Below are 22,569 nucleotides of genomic sequence, written 5' to 3'. Positions count from 1 at the left end.
GTGCACGTCCTCGTCGTCTTCGACCACCCCTACGGCGCGACCGCGTCGGACAACGTCCCCCACCGGCGGAGCCTCTCAGCCGCCATGCTCGCCGCCACCCTCGCGGGCCTCGACGCAGCGGGCCACACCCACGACGTCGTCGATCTCGCCGCCGAGGGATTCGACCCCGTCCTCTCCGCCGAGGACCTCGTCGCCTGGCGCACCGGGGCACCCCCGCGCGCCGACGTCGCGCGGCTCCAGGCGCGGCTCGCTGCCGCCGACCACCTCGCCCTCGTGTTCCCCACCTGGTGGATGGCGATGCCCGCCGGGACGAAGGGGTTCCTCGACCGCGTCCTCACCCGCGGCTTCGCCTTCGACGAGCCCCGCCCCGGCGGCGCGCTCGTCCGGCGGCTCGACCGGCTCGGTGGCGTCACCGTCCTCACCGCCATGACCACCCCGCGAGCGCTCTACCGCTCCTGGTTCGGCCGCCCGGCGCACCGCGTCCTCGTCCAGGGGACGTTCCGGCTCATCGGCATCCGCCGCGTGCGCTGGATCGCCGTGCACCGCTCCGAGCAGCGCGGCGCCGCGAGCCGGCAGAAGTCGCTCGCGCGCATCACCGAGCGGTTCCGCACCCTGAGCTGAGGCTGCGACGATGGGATCCACCCTCCAGCCGAGAGCGAGAACCCCACGATGACCCTCGACGACCTCCTCGCCGACCTCGACGCCGGCCGCACGATCACCGGGGACTCCCCGCTGCACGCCGTCATGCACGAGGTGAGCCAGCAGGCGCTGCGCATCACCGCCGAGCTCAACGGGAGCTACCACGAGCCGGCCCGGGTGCGGGAGCTGCTCGCGGAGCTCACCGGGCGGGACATCGACGCGTCAGTGGCGGTCTTCCCGCCGTTCTCCGCCGACTTCGGGCGGAACATCAGGCTCGGGAAGCGCGTCTTCATCAACTCCGGGTGCCGGTTCCAGGACCAGGGCGGCATCGTCATCGGCGACGACTGCCTCATCGGTCACAACGCCGTCCTGGCCACGCTCAACCACGACCTCGACCCGGGCCGCCGGGCGGACATGCACCCTGCCCCCATCGTCATCGGTCGCAACGTCTGGCTCGGCGCGAACGTGACCGTCCTGCCGGGCGTGACGATCGGGGACGACGCCGTCGTCGGCGCGGCGTCCGTCGTCACCAAGGACGTCCCCGCGGGCTCGGTCGTCGTCGGCTCGCCGGCGCGAGTGGTGCGCTCACTGCGCTGACCGTCGCCCTACCCGTCCTCGCCCACCGGCTGGAAGCGTCCCAGCAGGTCTGTGACGTGCCGCTCGAGGGCAGCCTGGAAACCCGCATGCTCTGCGACGGCGTCCGGGAACACCTGACCGAGCGTGAGCATCCGCGCGACGAGGCCGTCGTCCGGCCCGGTCGCAGTCCGCCGCAGCTCGGCCGCCAGCGGGTCGTCCAGGACGAGAGGCGTACCGGCGAAGGTCTTGCCCCGGGCGACGAACACCATCCACGCGGCGACGGCACGTGCCGCCCCCTCCGGGACGACGCTCGCGGCGAGGCGGTCAGCCACCGTCCCGAGCAGTCGGAAGGGCAGCTTCTTCGATCCGTCCATGGCGACCTGGATGGTGGTGTGCCCGGTGCTCGGGTTCCTGAACCGCTCGATGAGCGACTCCGCGTACTCGGTGAGGTCGAGGCCGGGGGGCGCCTCCAGGGTCGGGACGACGTCGTCGAGCAGGAGGGTGCGGGCGACCGCCTCGAGCTCGGGGTCGTTGATCGCGTCGGCGATGAGGCGGTGACCGGTGAGCGCACCGAGGTAGGCGAGCATCGAGTGGGTCCCGTTGAGCATCCGCAGCTTGGCCTGCTCGTACGGCGCGACGTCGCTGGTCAGGGTCGCGCCGGCGCGCTCCCAGGCGGGGCGGGGCCCGGCGAAGGAGTCCTCGATGACCCACTGCGTGAACGGCTCGGCGACGACGAGCCCGTCGTCGCGCAGCCCGGTGAGCTCCTCCGCCTCGGCGCGGTGGGCCGGCGTCGTGGCCGGGACGATGCGGTCCACCATGGTGCACGGGAAGGTGACCGACCCGGCCAGCCAGGCGCGCAGTCCGTCCCATCGCTCCGCGGAGGCGGTGCCCTCCTGCGCACCGGACGCAGCACCGGCCTCGATGAACTGGGTCACCAGCGCCTGCACCACCCGGCCGTTGTCGACCATGTTGTCGCAGGTCATCACGGTGATAGGCGGGCCACCGTTGGCCTGGCGCAGGGCCAGGCCACGCACCAGCAGACCGATCGGCGAGCGCGCGGGGACAGCGTCGCCCGACGCCGCCACGCCCGATCCCGCCACCTCAGATCCCGCCTTTTCGGCGTCGGCACCCGACCCGGCCATCTGCGCGACGAGAGCCGCCAGGTCGGCGCGGACGTCGTCGTCGGACAGGTCGAGGGCGCCGTCCCCGCCGATCCGGTAGCCCTTCTCGGTCACGGTCAGGGTGACCACGTGGGTCGTGCTCGCCGCGAGCGCCGCCAGCACGAGCAGGGTGTCGGTGCCGGGATAGGCGACGCCGCGCAGCGAGCCGATGATCCGCAGCGAGGACGCGTCGGCGCCCTTGGTGAGCACCCCGTAGAGGCCGTCCTGAGAGGCGAGCTGGTCCACCACGGAGGCCGAGCGCTGAGTGACCCCGAGGATCCCCCAGCCGGTCTCCCCGGTGGCCGCCGCAGCGTCCTCGGTGAAGACCGCCTGGTGGGCGCGGTGGAACGCGCCGATGCCCAGGTGGACGATCCCCACGGTGACGGCGGTCGGGTCGACGACCGGTCCGCTCACCTTCGGTCGAGCCTGCGGTCGGGCCTGCGGTCGGGCCTGCGGTCGGGCGAGCGCCTGGTCGAGGGTGGCCAGGCTGAGTCGAACGGTGTCGAGGACGGGCGCGCCGGGGGTGAGTCGGGGACTCTGGGGACTGCGCATCTGCACTTACCTTTCTAGCCGGCTGCGGGACCCGCCACCGGCACGGAGGTGGAGTTCCTGATGATGAGCTCGACAGGAAGCACGGTTCGGGTGGTCACGTCGACGGCGCCTTCGAGACGCTCGACGAGGAGGTCGACGCCTCGCCGTCCCAGGGCCGCGAGCGGGATCTGGACCGTCGTGAGCGCGGGTGAGACGAGAGAGGCGACGGGGACGTCGTCGAAGCCCACGACAGACATGTCGCCGGGGACGGAGATGCCGCGGTGCCGGAGCCGGTCGATGACGCCCAGCGCCATGACGTCGTTGTAGGCGATGACTGCGGTCGCACCGCTTGCCACCGCGAGGTCGGCGGCAGGATAGCCGCCGGAGAAGTAGGGACGGAAGTGGCCGAGCTGGACCACGGTGAGGTCGGGGAACGCCTCGGCCACCGCTGCCATCCCTCTGCGCCGCTCCTCACCGGACCACGAGTGGGCGGGCCCGCTCGCGTAGGCGATCGTGCGGTGCCCGAGGGCCCGCAGGTGGCTGACCGCCTGGAGGATCCCGTCGGCATTGTCGATCGTGATGGACGGGATATCCCCGACCTCACGGTTGAGCATGACCACGGCCTTCCCCGCGACGGCGTCGAGGAGCTCCGCGCTCACGGCTCGGGGCGAGGCGAGGATGATGCCGTCGACCCGGGCGGCCAGGCTGCCGATGAGCTCGATCTCCTGCGCGGGGTCCTCGTCGGAGTCCGCGACGAACACCGCGTAGCCGGCCGCCCGAGCTCTGCTCTGCACGCCCTTGGTCACGGAGGCGAAGAAGGGGTTCTCGAGGTCGGGGATGAGCAGGCCCAGAGTGTTCGTCCGGCCCACACGCAGGCCGCGAGCGGCCGGGTTGGGACGGTAGTCCAGCTCCCGCGCCGCGTCGATCACGCGTCTCCGGGTGGTCTCGTTGACCATGCTCGGGGCGGACAGTGCGCGGGAGACTGTGGAGATGGAGACCCCGGCTTTCGCTGCGACGTCACGCGCTGTCACCATGGGTCACCTCCCTGTCGCAGTAGTCGTCAACCCAGTCTGCAAACGATTGTAGGGATCCGTCAAGTCCTCGGCACAGTCCTCGGTACGCGGGTTGCTTTCTCATGGCGAGGCGCGCACGATGGACTGCAAACGATCGCAGCATTTCATCACTGCATGGTTCAACGAGGAGGCGGCGTGACGTCACAGCAGGCAGCAGGGACCCCCACAGCGGGACCCGCCCTGACCACCACCGACCAGGCCGGCAGCCCCGAGCACTGGACCCTGCACCCGGACCGGGCGCTGCCCGCCGACCCGGTCACCAGGGCGCTCGCCCGGGAGATCTACGCCTCAACGGCCCGCCTGCCGATCGTCTCGATGCACGGTCACGTCGACGCCCAGGTGCTCGACGAGAACCCGCTCTTCGGCGACCCGACCGAGCTGCTGATCATCCCCGACCACTACCTCGTGCGGATGATCGTGTCCCAGGGCACGAGCCCCGACGGCGTCGCCCACATGGGAGTCGCGCCGCTGGACCCCACCAGCCCGGTCATCCCGCGCACCGACCACCGCGCGATCTGGCGCACCTTCTGCGAGAACTGGCACCTGTTCCGCGGCACGCCCACGCGGTACTGGATGGAGCACGAGCTCGTCGAGGTGTTCGGGGTGCACCGCCGCCCCAGCGCCGAGTCCGCCGACGCCATCTACGACCACCTCTCCGAGGTCCTGACCACCGACGCCTTCCGGCCACGTGCGCTCTTCGACCGGTTCAACATCGAGATCCTCGCCACGACCGACCCGGCCAGCAGCGACCTCGCCCACCACGCGAGCCTCGCCGCTCAGGGCTGGGGCACCAAGGTCGTCCCGACGTTCCGCCCCGACCCGCTGCTCCACCTCGACCGCGCCGACTGGGCCGGCGAGATCGCCGACCTCGGTGCGGCGTCGGGCATCGACGTCGTCTCCTACGCGACCTTCCTCGCCGCGCTGCGCCAGCGCCGCCAGGCCTTCATCGCAGCCGGCGCGCGCGCCACCGACCACGGCCACCTGCTCGCCGACACCACCCCGCTATCCGGCGCCGAGGCGAACCGGATCTTCGACCTCGCTCTGGGCGCAGGGCACGTCGACGCCGCCGCGGCCCAGGCGTTCAGCGGGCACATGCTCTTCCAGATGGCGGCCATGTCCGCCGAGGACGGCCTCGTCATGCAGCTGCACCCCGGGGTGCTGCGCAACCACGACCAGGCCCGGCTGGAGACCTTCGGCGCGGACAAGGGGTACGACATCCCGATCGCGGTCGAGTACACCCGGGCGCTGCGCCCCCTGCTCGAGGCGTTCGGCCACCACCCCGGCTTCCGGATCATCGTGTTCACGATCGACGAGACGGTCTACTCCCGCGAGCTCGCCCCGATGGCCGGGGTGTACCCAGCCATGAAGCTCGGCGCGCCGTGGTGGTTCCTCGACTCCCCGGACGGCATGCGCCGGTTCCGGGACACCGCGACCGAGACCGCCGGCTTCTACAACACGACCGGCTTCGTCGACGACACCCGCGCCTTCGCCTCCATCCCGGCCCGGCACGACCTCTCCCGCCGGATCGACGCCGGGTACCTGGCCCGGTTGGTCGCCGAGCACCGCCTCGACCTCGACGAGGCCGTCGAGACCGCGGTCGACCTCGCCTACAACCTGCCCCTCGCGGCGTACACGCAGCGGCGCTGACCGCACCTCCCTCTTCCTGGATCGGATCCTCATGTTGATCAGTGATGTCAGCGTCGTCGTGACCAGCCCTGGTCGGAACTTCGTCACGCTCAAGATCACCACCTCCGACGGCGTCGTCGGGCTCGGCGACGCGACCGTCAACGGCCGCGAGCTCGCCGTCGCGAGCTACCTCACCGACCACGTCGCCGCGCTGCTCGTCGGCCGCGAGGCGAACAACATCGAAGACACCTGGCAGTACCTCTACCGGGGTGCCTACTGGCGCCGCGGGCCGATCACGATGGCAGCGATCGCCGCGGTGGACATGGCTCTGTGGGACATCAAGGCCAAGGTCGCCGGGCTGCCGCTCTACCAGCTGCTCGGCGGCGCGTCCCGGATCGGGGCGCTGGCCTACGGCCACGCCTCCGGCTCAGACATCCCGGCCCTGTTCGACTCGATCCGCAACCACCTCGAGCTCGGCTACAAGGCCATCCGCATCCAGACCGGCGTGCCGGGCCTGGGCCAGGTCTACGGCGTCGCCTCCGACCAGAAGCCGGGCGCGCGGTACGACTACGAGCCCGCGAAGCGCAACGTCGTCGACGGCCGCCCGCTCCCGGTCGAGGAGGCGTGGGACACCCGCGCCTACCTGCGGCACGTGCCGGCGGTCTTCGAGGCGGTCCGGGGCGAGTTCGGCCCCGAGCTGCCGCTGCTGCACGACGGCCACCACCGGATGACCCCGATCCAGGCCGCCAAGCTCGGCAAGTCCCTCGAGCCCTACGACCTGTTCTGGCTCGAGGACTGCACCCCGGGCGAGGACCAGGACGCGCTGCGCCTGGTCCGTCAGCACACCACGACGCCGATCGCGATCGGCGAGGTGTTCAACTCCGTCTACGACTACCAGACGCTCATCACCGAGCGCCTCATCGACTACGTGCGCTCCGCCGTCACGCACACCGGCGGGGTGACCGCGATGAAGAAGCTGCTCGACTTCGCGGCGGTCTACGGCATCAAGTCCGGCATGCACGGGCCGACCGACATCTCCCCGGTGGGGATGGCCGCCGCGCTGCACATCGACCTGGCCATCCACAACTTCGGCATCCAGGAGTACATGAAGCACTCCGCCGAGACCCTCGAGGTGTTCCAGACCAGCTACACCTTCACCGGTGGGCTGCTCCACCCGGGCGAGAACCCCGGGCTGGGTGTGCACCTCGACGAGGAGATGGCGGCGAAGTTCGAATACACGCCGGCGTACCTGCCGGTCAACCGGTTGCAGGACGGGACAGTGCACGACTGGTAGTCGCGCCCGGGCGCGCAGTCGCGTTCTGCGCGCCCGAGCCGTCGCGTGTGACGATGGGTGATGACCTCACCGGCTCCCCTGCCCGACGACGACCTCGCCGCCGCTCTTGTCGAGCGCCGGCGCACCCTCACCCTCGACCTCGAGCGGGTGGTCGAGGACCTGCGCACGGTCCGCGACTCCCGCGGCACACAGTCCGACGACGACGAGCACGACCCCGAGGGCGCGACGATGTCCGCGCAGTGGTCGCACAGCACGGGCATCCGCACCGAGCTCGAGGCGCGCCTCGTCGAGGTGGAACGAGCGCTGCTGCGGATGGAGCTGGGGACCTACGGCGCGTGCGTGCGGTGCGGGGACGAGATCCCGCGCGAGCGCCTGCAGGCCCGCCCGGAGGCGGACCGGTGCGTCACCTGTGCGCTCAGGTGACGGTCCCCAGCTGCCACGGGATGAACTCGTCCTGTCCGAGGTCGAGGTCCTCGGAGACGGTGACCTTCCCCGACGCCACCGCGAGGATCTCGGCGAAGATCTCCCGGCCCACCTCCTCCACCGTCGCGGTCCCGTCCACGATCCGGCCGCAGTTGATGTCGATGTCCTCACCCTGGCGAGCGTAGAGCTCGGAGTTGGTCGCGAGCTTGATCGACGGCGTCGGCTTGGCCCCCAGGACCGACCCGCGCCCGGTCGTGAAGCAGACGATGGTCGCCCCGCCGGCGATCAGCCCGGTCACCGAGACCGGGTCGTAGCCGGGGGTGTCCATGAAGGAGAAACCCTTCGCGGTGATCGGCTCGGCGTACTCGTAGACCGCCACGAGGTCGGCCTGGCCGCCCTTGGCGACCGCCCCGAGGGACTTCTCCAGGATCGTGGTGAGCCCGCCGGCCTTGTTCCCGGGTGAGGGGTTGTTGTCGAGGGAGCCGCCGCCGTCGGCCGCGTACTGCTGCCACCAGTCGATCCGGCGCAGCAGCTTCTGCCCGACCTCCTCGGTCACCGCGCGCCTCGTGAGCAGGTGCTCGGCGCCGAACACCTCGGGGGTCTCGGCGAGCACGGACGCCCCGCCGTAGGAGACGAGCAGGTCGGAGGCGAAGCCGAGGGCGGGGTTCGCGGTGATCCCGGAGTAGCCGTCCGAGCCGCCGCAGTTGAGCCCGAGCACCAGCTCGCCGACGTCGCAGGTCTCGCGGCGGCGGCTGTTCACCTCGGGCAGCATCTCCCGGATCGCGGCGACGCCCTGGCGCACGGTCGCGCGGATCCCGCCGGACTCCTGGATGGTCAGGTGCTTGAGCACGGTGTCCGGGGAGAGGTCGAGGCCGTCGATGAGCGAGCCGACCGCGATCATCTCGCAGCCGAGCCCGACCACGAGGATCCCGGCGAAGTTGGGGTGCTCGGCGTAGCCCTTGAGGGTCCGCACGAGCATCCGGGCACCTTCGCTCACCGGGACGAGACCGCAGCCGGAGGAGTGGGTCAGCGCCATGACGCCGTCCACGTCGTCGAAGGCGTCCAGGACGGGGCCGCGGAACTGGTCCGCGATCATCTTCGCGGTGCTCGCCGAGCAGTTCACCGAGGTGAGGATGCCGATGTAGTTGCGGGTGCCCACCCGCCCGTTCGCGCGGCGGTACCCCTGGAAGGTCGGTCGCGGTCCGTCTGGGACGGTGAGCTCGTGGTGCACGGTGGCGAACTCGTGCTCGCGCTCGGCCAGGTCCATCCCGAGGTTGTGGGAGTGCACGTGCTCCCCCGCACCGATATCGCGGGTCGCCACCCCGATCGACTGCCCGTACTTGCGCACCTGCGCGCCGGCCGCGATCGCCCGTGTCGCCACCTTGTGCCCACGCGGGATGCCGGGCAGGTCGCGGATGGTGACCGCGACGTCGTCGCCGGCGAGCAGCAGCAGGGCGGCGCCGGCGGGGACGCCGGGGGCGAGGTCGGTCGGGGTGAGGTCGGTGGACATGGGGTCCTCGATCGTCGTGGGTGCGAGCGTGCGGAAACGTTTACATGCTAGCGTTTCTCGTGGACGCAGACCAGTCCCGCGCACCCGGACGAGAAGTGAGGACGTGATGGTTTCCCTGCCGAAGGCCGCGACCATCAAGGACGTCGCCGCCGCAGCCGGCGTTTCGATCGCGACCGTCTCCCGCGCGCTGAACAGCGGCGAGCGGGTGCTCCCCGAGACCGTCGCCCGGGTCCGCGAGGTGGCCCTCGCGCTGGGGTACACGCCGTCGCGCACGGCCCGCGGCCTGGTCACCGGCCGCTCAGCGAACATCGGCGTCATCCTGCCCGACGTCACCAACCCCTTCTTCGCGCCGCTGCTCGCCGCGATCGAGTCCGCTGCCCAGGCCCAGGACCACGGCGTGCTCATCGGCGACTCCCGCGAGGACCCCGCCGCCGAGCTGCGCATCGCGCGGCGCATGACCAGCCAGGCAGACGGCGTCGTCCTCGTCTCCTCCCGCCTGCCCGACGACGAGATCCGCGCCCTCGCCTCCCGCGTCCCGGTGGTCCTGGCGAACCGCCGCCTGGCCGGGCTGGACAGCGCCGTCATCGACGTCACCCCCGGCTTCACCGGCGCCATCGCCCACCTCGCCGCGCTCGGGCACATCCGCGCGCTCTACCTCGCCGGCCCGGCCGGCTCCTGGTCCGGCCAGGCCAAGGAAGCCGCCCTGCACGACGCCGCTCTCACCTCAGGCATCACATTCACCATCTGGGGACCGCACCGCCCCACCTTCGACGGTGGCCGCCGGGTGGCCGACGACGTCCTGGCCTCCGGCCACGGTGCCGTGATCTGCTACGACGACCTCATGGCCCTCGGGCTGCAGTCCCGGTGCGCGGACCGGGGGGTCGACGTGCCCGGGGAGCTGAGCATCATCGGCTGCGACGACGCGCTGCCCGAGGGGATGGCCCGGCCCGCGCTGACCACGATCGCGGGTCGCTCGGACGAGCTCGGCCGACTCGCCGCGGACCTGCTCGTCGCGCGGATGGCGGTGCCCGCAGCGCCCTCCCGGACCCTCTCGGTCCCCTCCCACCTGATCCCCCGGGCCTCGACTGCGGCCCCGGGCCGGGGCCGGTGCGTAGAGTAGGGGTGTGTTCCACCGTGATATCAGCCAGTGCAGCGACCTCAACCCCGCCAACCGCCTCTGCCGGATCGGCCGGCACCACCGGCAGCACCCCGTCCACACCCGGCACGCCACGACCCGCGGACGCCTCGCCGTCTGCGTCGGCGTCTTCGCGGCGCTCGGCGCGTGCAGCGGCCCGGTCGACGAGCCCGGAGCCACCGAGGTGGCCTCGGACGGTGCGGTGACCGTCACTGTGGTCATGAAAGACATGCGGTTCGAGCCCTCGGTCATCGCGGTCGAGCCCGGCACGCACGTGATCATCGAGGCGAAGAACTCCGACTCCATGCCGCACGACCTCGTCTTCGAGAACGACCTGTCGACCGACCTGCTCCCCCGGGACAAGTCCGCCACCCTCGACCTCGGCGTGATCGAGGAGAACCTCGACGGCTGGTGCAGCGTGAGCGGGCACCGCGCCGCAGGGATGACGCTGACGATCGAGGTCACGGGGGCGAGCTGACCGCTCCCCCTGTCCAGCGGTACCCCGATGGGGTACCGTCGATGGGGATCAGACGCACCGGTTCGGCCGGTTTCCTGGTTCAGTCCCACCTAGCTACACCTAGCTACACCTAGCCACCTGGCACCCCGGACGAGGTGCGCCGTACCCGGTCAGCGACAAGACGGCGCGTGGAGGGTTGTCATGTCCTGGATCGTTCTTGTCGTCTCCGGTGTCTTCGAGGCCGTCTGGGCCACCGCGCTCGGCCGCAGCGAAGGCCTCACCCGCCTCGCCCCGACCATCGTGTTCGGCGCGGCGCTCGTCGTGTCCATGGCCGGCCTCGCCTACGCCATGCGTGAGCTGCCGACCGGGACGGCCTACGCCGTCTGGGTGGGCATCGGCGCGGTCGGCACCGTGACGTACGCGATGGCCACGGGCACCGAGCCCGCCTCGCTCGTGCGGATCCTGCTGCTGCTGGGGATCGTGGCCTGCGTGGTGGGGCTCAAGGTCATCGACTAGTCGACATGGCGACTAGTCCGTGACACGATCAGTGCATGGACGACCTCGACCTCACCTCGGAATGGTTGCGCGGAGTGCTCTCGACCTGCACCCTCGCGGTCCTGGCCCGCGGCAGCGCGCACGGCTACGCCGTCGCCCAGCACCTCCAGGCTGCGGGCATCGGACTGGTCAAGGGCGGCGCGCTCTACCCGGTCCTCAACCGCCTGGAGCGCGAGGGGGCAGTGACCTCCGACTGGCGCGAGGGCGAGGGCGGCCCGGGTCGCAAGGTCTTCACCCTCACCGACCACGGCCGCACGCGGCTCGCGGCACTGCGCCACGGGTGGCCGCCCTTCAGCGCGGCCGTCGCCGACCTCATCACTCCCGAGCCACCAGGAGCCGCCGCGCACCCTGGCCACACACCTGCCGCCGACCACCCAGGAGAGACCTCATGAGCGCATCGACGACGCACCCGTGGGCTCGACCCGAGGACGAGGCCTGGGGCAACCGCCTCGCGCACCAGCTCGCCATGACGCACTCGGTCCCCACCGACCTCGTCGACGACGTCCTCGGTGAGGCACGGGAGGCGTGCGCGGTCTCGAGCCGCAGTGCCGTCGAGATCTTCGGCGAAGCAGATGCCTACGCCCGAGATGTCCTCCGCGAGCGCGTCCCGGTGGCCGATCGCGCTCGACTGGACCTCGACGGTGGGTCACCTCGGGACCGCAGGAGTGTCCTGCTCCTCACCTCCGGGTCGAGCGCGGCGATCATCAGCATCCTCACCCTCGCACGGGAAGGCTGGTGGACCGAGGTCGACCCCGCCGAGATCGCCGTCTTCCTCGGGGTCGTTGCGGCCTGGGTCGGTGGGTTGTGGGGTGCGCTGGACCGCAAGGCCGGGTACCTGCGCCGGGGCTGGAGCTGGTGGGCCGGGGCCGCAGCCGCCCTCGGTGGAGCGATCGCCATGGCGATGACGCTCCGTGACCAGCCGCCGCTGGGTCGCATCCCGGTGATCCTCCTGCTGCTCGCCTCGATCACCGTCGTCGTCCTGGGCGCCACGACGTCGACGGGGACGACCCCAGCCACCGACGACAGCGAGGACCTCAACCCGCAGGAGTGGTTCGACCGTCTCACCGGTCTGCTCCGCGGCCGCTACTACCTCCCACGTGCCGCTGCCCGCCGCCAGGTGGCCGAGGCGCACAGCCACTGGCACGACAGCGGATCCGCGCACCCCCGCGACCAGTTCGGCACCCCCGAGGTCTACGCCCTCGAGCTGCTGGACGGCGCCCCGGAGCCGGCCACCGGGCGTCAGCTCGCCAAGGCCGGGGCGATGACCGCCTTTGCCGCCTGGTGGGTCTTCTCGACGACGACCTCCGTCCTCGACGGCGACGCCCTGTGGGAGATCCTCGTGAAAGGAACGCTCGTGCTCGTGACTACGGGGCTGGCGGTCGAGGCCTGGCGCCAGGGGCAAGGGCAGGGGCGAATCCGTCGTCCATCTGATTGAGTCGTCCATCTGATTGAGCAGAGCGCGGACTACCGGCCGGGACGGCCTACGCCGTCTGGGTGGGCATCGGCGCGGTCGGGACCGTGACTCACGCGATGCCCACCTGCACCGAGCCCGCCTCGCTCGTGCGGATCCTGCTGCTGCTCGGGATCGTGGACTGCGTAGTGGGGCTCAAGGCTATCGACTGGTCAGTGGGTGCATGCTGCAGCGAGGTCGATGGGCACTGCCCGACGGCGGTCCCTTCCTGGTGCCGCCGTCGTCGCGTCGGGGATGGGTGCCTTTGCTTGGTCGGACATGTCAGACGGTCGAGCTAGTGTCGAGGTAGTGGTTGGGAAGCCCGGAATTCCGGGGTTTCTGGGCTGGTGTTCGGCTGGTGACGGGGCCTTCGGTCGTTTGTCGGTGGGTCGGTCTAGGGTCGAGGTAGTGGTTGGGAACCGGGTTTGCCGGTTCTCTCGGGCATGGTCTTTCGTCTTTCGACAGCGACGTCGGGTGGTGAGTCATGGCAGGCAGCGCGAGCAGGACGGCGGGCAGTGCGGCGGGCAGTGCGGCGGGCAGTGCGGCGGGCAGTGCGGCGGGCAGTGCGGCGGGCAGTGCGAGCCCCGGCGGTGCCGGTGGGCTGACGCTCTTCGGCGAGGCTCCGGGTGCGAGTTTCGGGCTGCCTGCTCAGGCTGGTCAGCCTGCTCGGCATTCTCAGCCGGGGGCTGGTCAGCCTGGTCAGCCGGTGGCGGTGCAGTCTCGGGTGCGGTGTGCGCGGATCGCGGAGCTGGATCGGGCGATCGTGTCGTTGACGGCGGAGCGGGCGGGGTTGTTGGTCGCCGAGCGCGAGTGCGGGGTGTGGAAGGAGGCGGGGTTCGCCTCGTTCGAGGCGTGGCGGGGGCAGGTCTCCGGTGAAGGGCTGCGCAGTGCCCGGACGCAGGTGAGCGTGGCGGTGATGCTGGAGGAGTCCCCCGAGGCCGCGGACGCGGTGGCTACCGGTGCGGTGACGTTGGTGCATGCGCAGGTGCTGGGCAAGGTCCGCGAACGCGCCGAACGGACCGCTGGTGGGGCGTTGACCGGTGCGGACACGCGCGAGCTGGTGGATCTGGCGGCGGGGGAGGATGCGGATTCGTTCGCCAAGACCGCGGAGCGGTGGTTGGCGCGCCGGGACAGCGTCGCCCACGACGCCACGCACGAGGAGTCGCGTCGGCGCCGGTTCCTCTCGATCAGTCACACCCCGACCGGCACGCACATCAAGGGGTTCTTGGACGTGGTGGCTGGGCAGAGTGTGCAGATCGCGGTGGAGGCGGCGATGACCCGGCCCGAGGCCGGTGACGACCGTGACTACGGCCAACGGTGCGCGGACGCCCTGGTGGACGTGGCCGACCGGGCAGTCAACGGGGGCTCCCTCAAAGGTGGGGCGCTGGTGCGCCCGCACGTGTCGGTGATCATGACCGAGGCCACGTTCGCCCAGGCCCAGCGTGAGCTGACCCGCCGCGCCGCCCAAGCAGCAGCCGAAGCCGCGGGCGCCAGTCCCGACGCTGACGTCGGTGCTGAGGTGGGTGTGCCGGGGTTGGTGGATCCGGTGACCTTCGAGGACGGGACCCCGGTCCCGCTCAGCGAGGTCGCCCGGATCCTGTGCGACGCCGAGCTCACCCGCATCGTGGTTGATGCCGACGACGTCCCGATCAACCTGGGCCGCACCGCACGGGTGTACTCCCGCGAGCAACGCCGGGCGATCATCGCCCGCGACCGCGGCTGCCAGTTCACCGGCTGCGCCCACCCCGCCCGCTGGTGCGAGGTCCACCACATCCACTGGTGGGACCGAGACCACGGAGAGACCTCCCTCGACAACGGCATCCTGCTCTGCCGATTCCATCACCAAGAGGTGCACCGCAAGAACCTCACCATCCACCGCCGCACCGGCGGAATCCGCGAGGTACGGGCCACCCGCCACAAGGGGCGGGAAGCGTCCTCGACGCGAGCAGAGTGCCGCGTGGGATCCGAGCGCATTCTGACGCCCGCGCCGAGCGCAGGAGCGAAGCTCGCGGCTGGACCCGAATGCGAGGTCGATCCGAATCGAGACACCCGACACGGCCGTGGCCACGGGGTGAGTCTGGACCAGGACACGAGAACCGACCACGTTCTCAGAGGCAGTCCCCCAGGCTCACACATCAGATCACCAAGAATGGTGAACGATCCGAACAGCAGGCGATCCAGCGCGAGAGGAAGAGTCGTGCAGGGAACACTCGCCGGCGATCCGTCGCGCGACTCCTCGGCCTGCGTTGTGCAGCCACCAGGTGTCCCCCGAGCCCCTCCATCAGATCCCAGCTTCGGCGTAGAAGCCGGTGATGTGCCGCTCGACAGTCGCCTGCGCACCCGCGACGTCGCCCGCCGAAACGGCACCGAGGATGGCGCGGTGCTCGCGCCGCAGGCGTGCTGCGGTCGCGGGCCAGTCCTGCACCGTCGCGGCGGCGGCCAGCACGTAGCTCTCGATCGCACCGCGCAGACCGAGCATGGCCGCCTCGACGAGGACGTTCCCCGACAGGCGCGCGAGTGCGACATGAAAGGCGGAGTCGAGCTCTTGGAAGGCCTCGGGCGTGAGGTTCTCGTCGTCCATCTGGTCGAGGACCGCGACGACGTCGTCGAGCATTCCGTCGGTCTCCAACGCGTCGCCACCACCACCGCCAGGTCCGACCTCGCCGTCATCGTGAGCACGAGCGTCACCGACAGCACCACTGCGACCGCGGGCGTCGGAGCTCCCCCGCGCGCCGGCCGCCCGCGCGCCGGCCGCCCGCTCGCCGACCGCCCGCTCGCTGGCCCGGCCCACCGCCCACGTCTCGAGGAGCACCCGGAACTCGACGACGTCGCGCACGGGCAGGGTGCCGACGGCGAGGTGCAGGCGCATCGCCGAGCCGAGACCGGCTGCGGGCCGGTTGATGACGCTCGCCCCTGAGCCAGGCCCGGAGCCGACTGCGGTCCGCACGATGCCCATCGCCTCGAGCACACGGATCGCCTCGCGGACGGAGGGACGCGAGACGCCGAGCTCCTCGGCGAAGGCCCGCTCGGCGGGCAGCCGCTCACCGATCGCCCAGCGTCCGGCGGCGAGGTCCGCCTCGATCCGGGCGAGGACCACTTCATGGGTGCGCACTCGGTCAGCGTATCGCCGCCGCCGGTCCGCGCTTCGCCGCACCCGGCCAGCGCTTCCCCACCCGGTCGGCGCGGCCCCACCCGGTCGGCGCGGCCCCGCAACCGTCGGCGCGTCCCGCACTCGGTCCGCGCTTCCCCACCCGGTCGGCGCGGCCCCGCGCCCGTCGGCGCGTCCCCGCACCCGGTCGGCGCGTCCCCGCACCCGGTCGGCGCGTCCCCGCACCCGTCGGCGTATCTCCGCACTCGGTACGGGTATCACGGCCGCCCAGCGACTCCCCCGCACCCACCTTTACCGACGGGCCAGGACCGGGTGTCACATCCGGAGCGATCGACGGCATATCGTGGGAGCGTTGAAGCGCTCTCGTTCGTTGACCTTTGTGGGCAGCGAGGTCTGCGGCCGATCGAGTATTGAACAAGGGGCTCGTCCCCGAACAGGAGAATGATGACCGCGAAGACGTCCAGCCTGTCCGCACACGCACTCGTGGCGGGTTACGGCAGCACCCCGACGATCAACGGGATCGACCTCTCGGTCTCCCCCAGCACCGGTGCGATCGGGGTCATCGGCCGTTCCGGCATCGGCAAGTCGACCCTGATCCAGGCGATGACCGGAGGGCTCAAGGCTCGCGGCGGGCGAGTGAACTTCGACGGCGCGACCGTGGGACGCCTGGGCATGCGGGACAAGAAGCGCTTCGGGGTTGCGGTCCGGTCCGTCGCGCAGAACGGCTTCAGCGGGCTGGACTCGCGCCAGACCGTGGAGAAGGCGATCGAGGGCGAGCTCACCAAGGCCCGCAAGGCCGGCCGCGCGACCGGGGCGACCGCGGCGGACACGATCGCCGTGATGTTCCTCGAGCCGCGGTTCCTCAAGCGAACGATCTTCTCCCTCTCCGGCGGCGAGCGCCAGCGTCTCGCACTCGCCGCCGCCCTGGCCACCCGCCCCGAGATCCTCCTGCTCGACGAGCCGACCACAGCCATGGACCAGTCCCTCAAGGACGCCGTGAGTCGGCGCCTGTGGGAGGTCGTGGAGGAGAACAACATCGGGCTGCTCGTCGCCTCCCACGACCTCGACCTCATCAACCGGCTGTGCACCAAGGTCCTGGTGCTCGACGACGGCGCCTTCGTTGAAACCGGCAGCATGCAGGACCTGCTGACCAACCCCCAGCACACCGTCACACGCGAGCTCGCCGCGGCATTCCCAGAGACCGTCGGATCGTTCGCCTAGGTTCGACTCGTCTGCCCAGCACCGACACGTCGTCCCTCCCGCGGACTCCGCCCGCGGCCCCGTCTGTTGCAGCCCGCCGTCCCCGGACGGCGGGCTGACTGCGCTCTGCCCCCAGGCCTGCTTTCTGCACCCCGGCCACTCTCCGCGACCCGGGCTGTTTTCTGCACCCATGACCGCCTTCCGCACCCCCGACGGAAAGCGCTATCCTGTGGTCAGGCCACATGCACTATCGTGGAGTTCTGTCAGCAACCCACCTCCCCCAAGGACCACCGTGCGCATCGCTCTCGCCGCGACCTGTCTCGCCGACGCCATGTTCCCCCAGGCTCCGCAAGCCACGGTGCGCCTGCTCGAGCGCCTCGGCCATGAGGTCGTCTTCCCGCCCACCCAGACCTGCTGCGGGCAGATGCACGTCAACACCGGGTACTTCAAAGACGCGTTGCCCATCATCAAGAACCACGTCGAGACCTTCTCCCCGGTCCTCGACGACGAGTGGGACGCGATCGTGGTCCCCTCCGGCTCGTGCACCGGGTCGATCCGCCACCAGCAGGCGATGGTGTGCCGCCGCCAGGGCGACGAGAAGCTCGCCGCCACGGCAGAGGCCGTCGCGTCGAAGACCTACGAGCTTTCCGAGCTCCTCGTCGACATCCTCGGGGTGACCGACGTCGGAGCGCACTTCCCGCACCGCGTCACCTACCACCCCACCTGCCACTCGCTGCGGATGCTGCACGTGGGCGACCGCCCCCTGCAGCTCCTGCGCGCCGTCGACGGCATCGACCTCGTCGAGCTGCCCGACGCCGAGTCCTGCTGCGGATTCGGCGGCACCTTCGCGCTGAAGAACTCCGACACCTCCGTGGCCATGCTCGGGGACAAGATGACGAACGTGCGGTCCACCGGCGCCGAGGTGCTCACCGCCGGGGACTACTCCTGCCTCATGCACATCGGCGGGGGGCTGAGCCGCACCCGCGCCGGGGTGCGCACCATGCACCTCGCCGAGATCCTCGCGAGCACCCGCGCCGAACCCACCCAGCCCACGACCGTGGGCGACCCGGCCGCCGACCGCTCCGCGACCACGATCGAGGTGTCCCGATGAGCACCTTCCTGGGCATGCCCTCCCTCGCCGCCCCGGGCGCCGGCGCACCCCGCCCCGGCACACCGTCGGGCGACGCCGAGGCCCGCACCCGCGTCGGCGACGACGTCCCCCACCCCGACGCCCCGCTGCGCTGGGGCGAGACCTTCCCCGACGCCGCGCGGGCCGCCCTGGGCAACTCCCAGCTGCGCCGCAACCTCGCCCACGCGACGTCGACCATCCGGGCCAAGCGCGCCGCGGTCGTCGACGAGGTGCCCGACTGGGAGGAGCTGCGCACGGCCGGCTCCGACCTGAAGATCCGCGTCCTGGCCGACCTCCCGGCACTGCTGGAGGAGTTCGAGCGCAACTTCACCGCCCGCGGCGGCATCATCCACTGGGCGCGGGACGCCGCCGAGGCGAACCGCATCGTCACCGACCTCGTCAAGGCCACCGGCGAGACCGAGGTGGTCAAGGTCAAGTCCATGGCCACCCAGGAGATCGGCCTCAACGAGGCCCTCGCCGCCGAGGGCATCGCGGCCTTCGAGACCGACCTCGCCGAGCTCATCGTCCAGCTCGCCGACGACATGCCGTCCCACATCCTCGTCCCCGCCATCCACCGCAACCGCTCCGAGATCCGCGAGATCTTCCTCGAGCGGATGGAGCACACCCCAGACGGCATGACCGACGCCCCGCGCGAGCTCGCGATGGCCGCCCGCGCGCACCTGCGCCGCAAGTTCCTCGCCGCGAAGGTCGCGATCAGCGGGGCGAACTTCGCCGTCGCGAGCACCGGCACGCTGACCGTCGTGGAGTCGGAGGGGAACGGGCGGATGTGCCTCACCCTCCCCGAGACCCTCATCACCGTGATGGGGATCGAGAAGATCGTGCCGGACTTCGAAGACCTCGAGGTCTTCATGCAGCTCCTGCCGCGGTCCTCGACCGGGGAGCGGATGAACCCGTACACGAGCCTGTGGACCGGGGTCACCCCCGGCGACGGCCCGCAGAACGTCCACCTCGTCCTGCTCGACAACGGGCGCACCGCCGCCCTGGCCGACGACGTGGGCCGGGCCGCGCTCAAGTGCATCCGCTGCTCGGCGTGCCTGAACGTGTGCCCCGTCTACGAGCGGGTCGGCGGGCACGCCTACGGCTCGGTCTACCCCGGCCCGATCGGCGCGATCCTCACCCCCCTGCTCACCGGGTCGACCGGGCACGCCGACCCGAACAACACCCTGCCCTTCGCCTCGACCCTGTGCGGGGCGTGCTACGAGGTGTGCCCGGTCAAGATCGACATCCCGGCCCTGCTCGTGCACCTGCGCGCGCGCACGGTCGAGGAGGACAAGGCCCGCCACCGGCCCACCGCGTGGGGGGCGGCGATGAAGGCCGCGTCCTTCGTCATGGCCGACTCCCAGCGCTTCGCCACGGCCGAGAAGGGCACGGCCGCGCTGCGCCTCATGGCCGGCAAGAAACAGCGGATCTCAGCCCTGCCCTACCCCGGGTCGCTGTGGACCGGCGCCCGGGACATCCCCGCCCCGCCCAAGGAGACCTTCCGGCAGTGGTGGGCCCGCACGCACGACGCCGCCAGCGCCGACGCCGCCGCACCCGCCGCACCGAGCTCTCCGACTGCACCGGCCACGCCGACGACCCCCGAGGACGCATCATGAGCGCACGCAGCGACATCCTGCACCGGGTCCGCACGGCGCTCGAGGGCGTCACCGGTCACCAGGCGCTCGCCCCGGTGGCCCGCGACTACCGCCGCACCGGGGACCACGCCCCCGGCTCCCCCGGCGCCATCGACCTGCTCATCGACCGCCTCGAGGACTACAAGGCCCACGTGCACCGGGTGGACACCGACGAGGCGGTCACCGCCCTCGTCGGCGAGATCCTCGGCACCCTCTTCGCCGAGTCCGACTCTGCCGAGTCCGCTGCCGCACACGGCGCGCCCCGGGCGCGCGCCGTCGTCGTGCCCTCCGGGCTGCCCAGGCACTGGGTGGACGGGCTGCCGTCCGGCACCGCGGTGCTCACCGACTCCCGCGAGGCGCCGATGAGCGCCCTCGAGCTCGACGAGGTCGACGTCGTCATCACCGCCGCCCGGGTGGCCATCGCCGACACCGGGACGATCGTGCTCGACGGGGCGCAGGACCAGGGGCGCCGGGCCATCACCCTCGTCCCCGACGTCCACGTGTGCGTCGTCCGGGCCGACCAGGTGGTGGACTCCGTGCCGGAGGGCGTGACGATCCTCGCCGAGCACCCCGCGCGCCCCCAGACGTGGATCTCCGGGCCGAGCGCGACCAGCGACATCGAGCTCTCCCGGGTGGAAGGCGTGCACGGACCGCGCACCCTGCACGTCGTCGTCGTCGGCTGACGCCATGACACGACGCACCACAGGCCAGCAGGTCACCGTGCTGGTCGTCGCGGTCTTCGCGATCATCGCGGCGACCATCGGGTCCGGTGCCTTCGGCGGAACGCCCATCGCCGAGGCCGCCGACGGCGCGCTCTCCGCCTCCTCGACCCCGGTCGCCCCGGCCGGGCCGGCGTTCGCCATCTGGTCGGTCATCTACCTCGGCCTCCTCGTCTGCGCCGTCTGGCAGGTGCTACCGGCCCAGCGCGACAATCCCCGGCTGCGTTCGATCGGGTGGCTGATGGCCGTCTCGCTGGTCGCGAACGCTGCCTGGATCCTCGTCGTGCAGGCCGGGTGGCTCACCGTGAGCGTCGTGGTGATCGTGGGGCTGCTCCTCGTGCTCGTGGTCGTCCTCGAACGGCTGCTCGCCTCACCCCCGGCCTCGCGCTGGGAGGCGGTCGTCGTCGACGCCACCTTCGGCCTCTACCTCGGCTGGGTGACCATCGCGACGATCGCGAACGTCACCGCTGCTCTGAGCGCCGCCGACATCGGCGACCTGGGCCTCGGCGCGACCGGGTGGTCCGTCGTCCTGCTCGTCGCCGCGGCCGCCATCGGCGTCGCCTTCGCGGTGCACACGGACGGCCGGTTCTCGGTGAACCTCGCTCTCGGCTGGGGGCTCGCCTGGGTCGCCGTCGGGCGCTGGCAGGGACCGCTGGAGAGCTCCACGGTCGCGGCCTGCGCCGCGGTCGCGGCGGTCATCACCCTCGCCGCTCCGGTGGCGGTCCGGCTCGCTCGACGCTGACCTCGCGGCGCTGGTCGCCCGGCGCTGATCGGCCGGCGCTGACTGCCCGGCGCCGATCTCCCCGCGGGGTCTGGGAGAATGACCCGGTGAGCACCGACGCACCCGACAGCCTGTTCGACCTTCCCGACGGGGCCCGCGTCCCCACCACCCGCGTGGTGCTGCTGACCGGGCCGTCCGGCTCGGGGAAGTCGAGTCTCGTGCGGCGCCTGGGGCTCGCCTCGGTCGCCCTCGACGACTTCTACCACGACCACGACCACCCCGGGATGCCGCACCGCTTCGGCATCGCCGACTGGGACTCCCCGCAGAGCTGGGACGCCCACGGCGCCCTCGCCGCCCTCATCGAGCTGTGCACCACGGGGCACGCCGACCTCCCGCTCTACGACATCCCTACGTCGCGGCGCACCGGGACCTCGCACGCGGACGTGACCGGTGAGCACGTCATCGTCGCCGAGGGCATCTTCGCCTCCGAGCTCGTCGCCGCCTGCCGCGCGGAGGGCATCCTCGCCGACGCCATCTGCGTGACCCGGCCACGCCTGGTGACCTTCTGGTTCCGGCTGCTGCGGGACCTGGGCGAGTCCCGCAAGCCGCCGCTCACCCTCGTGCGGCGCGGCTGGGGCCTCATGCGCGACGAACCCGCCTCGGTCCGGCAGTGGGTGTCCCAAGGGTGCCGGGCGGTCCGCGTCACCCAGGCCGAGCGGGACGTCCGCGCGCTGCACGCGTCGGCGCACGCCTGAGCGAGCTCGTTCAAGCCGTCTGCTCGATCAACCTGGCTGCACGCTCAAGCGGTCTGCACGCTCCAGGCTGGCTGCACGCTCAGGCTGGCTGCTCGCTCAGCGCGCGCCCGCGCATCCGCAGCCCGAACATCCCGCCGTCGACCGCCAGCGCGGTCCCGGTGGTCGAGGAAGCGAGCGGGCTGACGAGGTAGCACACCGCGTGCGCGACCTCCTCGGGGCTGACCATCCGGCCGGTGGCCTGGCGGGACTCCATCGCGGCGAGCTCGGCGACGGGGTCGGCGGCCGCGGCGATGTGCCCGCGAGCCATGATCGTGTCGACCGTGCCGGGGTTGACGCAGTTGACGCGGATGCCGTCGCGGACGTGGTCGGCCGCCATGGCCAGGGTGAGCGCCTGGACCGCCCCCTTGGAGGCGGTGTACACGGCACGGTCGGGCAGACCGGCCCAGCCGGCGATCGAGCAGGTGTTGACGATGGCCGCATGGTCGGACTCGCGCAGGTAGGGCAGTGCCGCGCGGGTCGCACGCACGATGCCCAGGACGTTGACGTCGAGCACCCTCAACCACTCGGCGTCGTCGTTGTCCTCGATCGTGCCGCGGGCACCGATGCCCGCGTTGTTGACGAGCACGTCGATGCCGCCGAGCGCGGTCGCCGCCTCGGTGATCGCCCGGCGGACCGCCGCGTCGTCGGTCAGGTCGGCGACGACGCCGCTCGCGCCGGCAGGCACGCCCTCGAGGGTGCGGTCCAGGCTCACGACGACGGCGCCGCGGGCACCCAGCGCCCGCACGATCGCCGCGCCGATCCCGGCTGCACCGCCGGTGACGACCGCCCGGAGTCCGGCGAGCTCGCCTCCGAGGTCGAGGTCGGCGCGCGGCT

Annotated in this window: 21 protein-coding genes, 2 pseudogenes and 1 riboswitch; of the genes and pseudogenes, 18 read left to right on the top strand and 5 right to left on the bottom strand. The window is 71.7% G+C overall.

From position 1 onward, the window contains the following. Together ACWA15_RS02400 and ACWA15_RS02395 are read left to right on the top strand one after the other, a co-directional pair. Positions 1–621, top strand: coding sequence for an NAD(P)H-dependent oxidoreductase (locus ACWA15_RS02400; RefSeq protein ID WP_464057868.1), 621 nt, complete (start codon positions 1–3; stop codon positions 619–621). Between the two features lie 48 nt (positions 622–669). After that, positions 670–1,236 (top strand): sugar O-acetyltransferase, encoded by a 567-nt coding sequence (locus ACWA15_RS02395; RefSeq protein WP_464057867.1) that lies wholly within the window; start codon positions 670–672, stop codon positions 1,234–1,236. An 8-nt stretch (positions 1,237–1,244) separates the two neighbouring features. On the opposite strand, the gene ACWA15_RS02390 is transcribed toward ACWA15_RS02395, so the two are convergent. Then, entirely contained in the window at positions 1,245–2,927 is a 1,683-nt protein-coding gene (locus ACWA15_RS02390; RefSeq protein ID WP_464057866.1) for a mannitol dehydrogenase family protein, read from the bottom strand. 14 nt (positions 2,928–2,941) lie between these two features. Then, positions 2,942–3,940 carry a LacI family DNA-binding transcriptional regulator gene (locus ACWA15_RS02385; RefSeq protein WP_464057865.1) on the bottom strand — a complete coding sequence of 333 codons (999 nt, stop codon included), beginning with the start codon at positions 3,938–3,940 and terminating at the stop codon, positions 2,942–2,944. Between the two features lie 174 nt (positions 3,941–4,114). On the opposite strand from ACWA15_RS02385, the gene uxaC reads away from it, so the two are divergent. The 3 genes from uxaC to ACWA15_RS02370 are packed head-to-tail and all read left to right on the top strand — an operon-like array spanning position 4,115 to position 7,322. Further along, on the top strand, positions 4,115–5,626 hold the full coding sequence (gene uxaC / locus ACWA15_RS02380; protein ID WP_464057864.1) for a glucuronate isomerase: 1,512 nt from the start codon (positions 4,115–4,117) through the stop codon (positions 5,624–5,626). Between the two features lie 31 nt (positions 5,627–5,657). Continuing rightward, complete coding sequence (gene manD, locus ACWA15_RS02375; RefSeq protein ID WP_464057863.1) at positions 5,658–6,899, top strand: D-mannonate dehydratase ManD; 1,242 nt, start codon at positions 5,658–5,660, stop codon at positions 6,897–6,899. Between the two features lie 60 nt (positions 6,900–6,959). Beyond that, positions 6,960–7,322, top strand: coding sequence for a TraR/DksA family transcriptional regulator (locus ACWA15_RS02370; protein ID WP_464057862.1), 363 nt, complete (start codon positions 6,960–6,962; stop codon positions 7,320–7,322). Here the strand turns inward: ACWA15_RS02370 and ACWA15_RS02365 are convergent. Continuing rightward, entirely contained in the window at positions 7,315–8,832 is a 1,518-nt protein-coding gene (locus tag ACWA15_RS02365) for a UxaA family hydrolase (RefSeq protein WP_464057861.1), read from the bottom strand. The genes ACWA15_RS02370 and ACWA15_RS02365 overlap by 8 nt on opposite strands. Positions 8,833–8,938: 106 nt before the next feature. Here ACWA15_RS02365 and ACWA15_RS02360 point away from each other — a divergent pair, with 106 nt between their 5' ends. The 7 genes and pseudogenes from ACWA15_RS02360 to ACWA15_RS02330 all read left to right on the top strand — a co-directional run. Then, entirely contained in the window at positions 8,939–9,952 is a 1,014-nt protein-coding gene (locus ACWA15_RS02360) for a LacI family DNA-binding transcriptional regulator (RefSeq protein ID WP_464057860.1), read from the top strand. Between the two features lie 4 nt (positions 9,953–9,956). Beyond that, positions 9,957–10,445 (top strand): cupredoxin domain-containing protein, encoded by a 489-nt coding sequence (locus tag ACWA15_RS02355; RefSeq protein ID WP_464057859.1) that lies wholly within the window; start codon positions 9,957–9,959, stop codon positions 10,443–10,445. Positions 10,446–10,552: 107 nt separating this feature from the next. Then, a riboswitch (guanidine-III (ykkC-III) riboswitch) is annotated at positions 10,553–10,615 on the top strand. Positions 10,616–10,625: 10 nt separating this feature from the next. Continuing rightward, a complete protein-coding gene (locus ACWA15_RS02350) occupies positions 10,626–10,940 on the top strand; it encodes a DMT family transporter (RefSeq protein ID WP_464057858.1) in 315 nt (104 codons plus the stop codon). A 35-nt stretch (positions 10,941–10,975) separates the two neighbouring features. Beyond that, positions 10,976–11,371, top strand: a complete 396-nt coding sequence (locus tag ACWA15_RS02345; protein ID WP_464057857.1) for a PadR family transcriptional regulator — start codon at positions 10,976–10,978, stop codon at positions 11,369–11,371. Then, positions 11,368–12,414 carry a hypothetical protein gene (locus ACWA15_RS02340; RefSeq protein WP_464057856.1) on the top strand — a complete coding sequence of 349 codons (1,047 nt, stop codon included), beginning with the start codon at positions 11,368–11,370 and terminating at the stop codon, positions 12,412–12,414. Before ACWA15_RS02345 ends, ACWA15_RS02340 begins: the two co-directional genes overlap by 4 nt. A gap of 17 nt (positions 12,415–12,431) precedes the next feature. After that, positions 12,432–12,596 (top strand): annotated as a pseudogene (locus ACWA15_RS02335) (DMT family transporter); the annotation flags it as partial. Positions 12,597–12,913: 317 nt separating this feature from the next. Further along, positions 12,914–14,242, top strand: a pseudogene (locus tag ACWA15_RS02330) (HNH endonuclease); the annotation flags it as partial. A gap of 468 nt (positions 14,243–14,710) precedes the next feature. Here ACWA15_RS02330 and ACWA15_RS02325 read toward each other — a convergent pair. Beyond that, positions 14,711–15,541 carry a FadR/GntR family transcriptional regulator gene (locus ACWA15_RS02325; protein WP_464057855.1) on the bottom strand — a complete coding sequence of 277 codons (831 nt, stop codon included), beginning with the start codon at positions 15,539–15,541 and terminating at the stop codon, positions 14,711–14,713. A 438-nt stretch (positions 15,542–15,979) separates the two neighbouring features. On the opposite strand from ACWA15_RS02325, the gene ACWA15_RS02320 reads away from it, so the two are divergent. The 6 genes from ACWA15_RS02320 to ACWA15_RS02295 all read left to right on the top strand — a co-directional run bounded on the left by ACWA15_RS02320 (position 15,980) and on the right by ACWA15_RS02295 (position 21,696). Further along, on the top strand, positions 15,980–16,759 hold the full coding sequence (locus ACWA15_RS02320; RefSeq protein ID WP_464057854.1) for an ATP-binding cassette domain-containing protein: 780 nt from the start codon (positions 15,980–15,982) through the stop codon (positions 16,757–16,759). A 271-nt stretch (positions 16,760–17,030) separates the two neighbouring features. Continuing rightward, entirely contained in the window at positions 17,031–17,849 is an 819-nt protein-coding gene (locus ACWA15_RS02315; protein ID WP_464057853.1) for a (Fe-S)-binding protein, read from the top strand. Further along, on the top strand, positions 17,846–19,483 hold the full coding sequence (locus ACWA15_RS02310; protein ID WP_464057851.1) for a LutB/LldF family L-lactate oxidation iron-sulfur protein: 1,638 nt from the start codon (positions 17,846–17,848) through the stop codon (positions 19,481–19,483). Before ACWA15_RS02315 ends, ACWA15_RS02310 begins: the two co-directional genes overlap by 4 nt. Then, positions 19,480–20,184 carry a LutC/YkgG family protein gene (locus tag ACWA15_RS02305; protein ID WP_464057849.1) on the top strand — a complete coding sequence of 235 codons (705 nt, stop codon included), beginning with the start codon at positions 19,480–19,482 and terminating at the stop codon, positions 20,182–20,184. The genes ACWA15_RS02310 and ACWA15_RS02305 overlap by 4 nt, the downstream gene beginning before the upstream one ends. A 4-nt stretch (positions 20,185–20,188) precedes the next feature. Further along, on the top strand, positions 20,189–20,962 hold the full coding sequence (locus tag ACWA15_RS02300) for a tryptophan-rich sensory protein (protein WP_464057847.1): 774 nt from the start codon (positions 20,189–20,191) through the stop codon (positions 20,960–20,962). A gap of 86 nt (positions 20,963–21,048) precedes the next feature. After that, positions 21,049–21,696 carry a uridine kinase family protein gene (locus ACWA15_RS02295; RefSeq protein WP_464057845.1) on the top strand — a complete coding sequence of 216 codons (648 nt, stop codon included), beginning with the start codon at positions 21,049–21,051 and terminating at the stop codon, positions 21,694–21,696. Positions 21,697–21,775: 79 nt separating this feature from the next. Here the strand turns inward: ACWA15_RS02295 and ACWA15_RS02290 are convergent, their stop codons facing one another. Further along, a complete protein-coding gene (locus tag ACWA15_RS02290) occupies positions 21,776–22,495 on the bottom strand; it encodes an SDR family NAD(P)-dependent oxidoreductase (protein WP_464059383.1) in 720 nt (239 codons plus the stop codon). Positions 22,496–22,569 lie beyond the last annotated feature (74 nt).

This window comes from Sanguibacter sp. TS_SC_8, from assembly GCF_055361235.1.
This window is presented reverse-complemented; position numbering and strand designations above follow the sequence as displayed.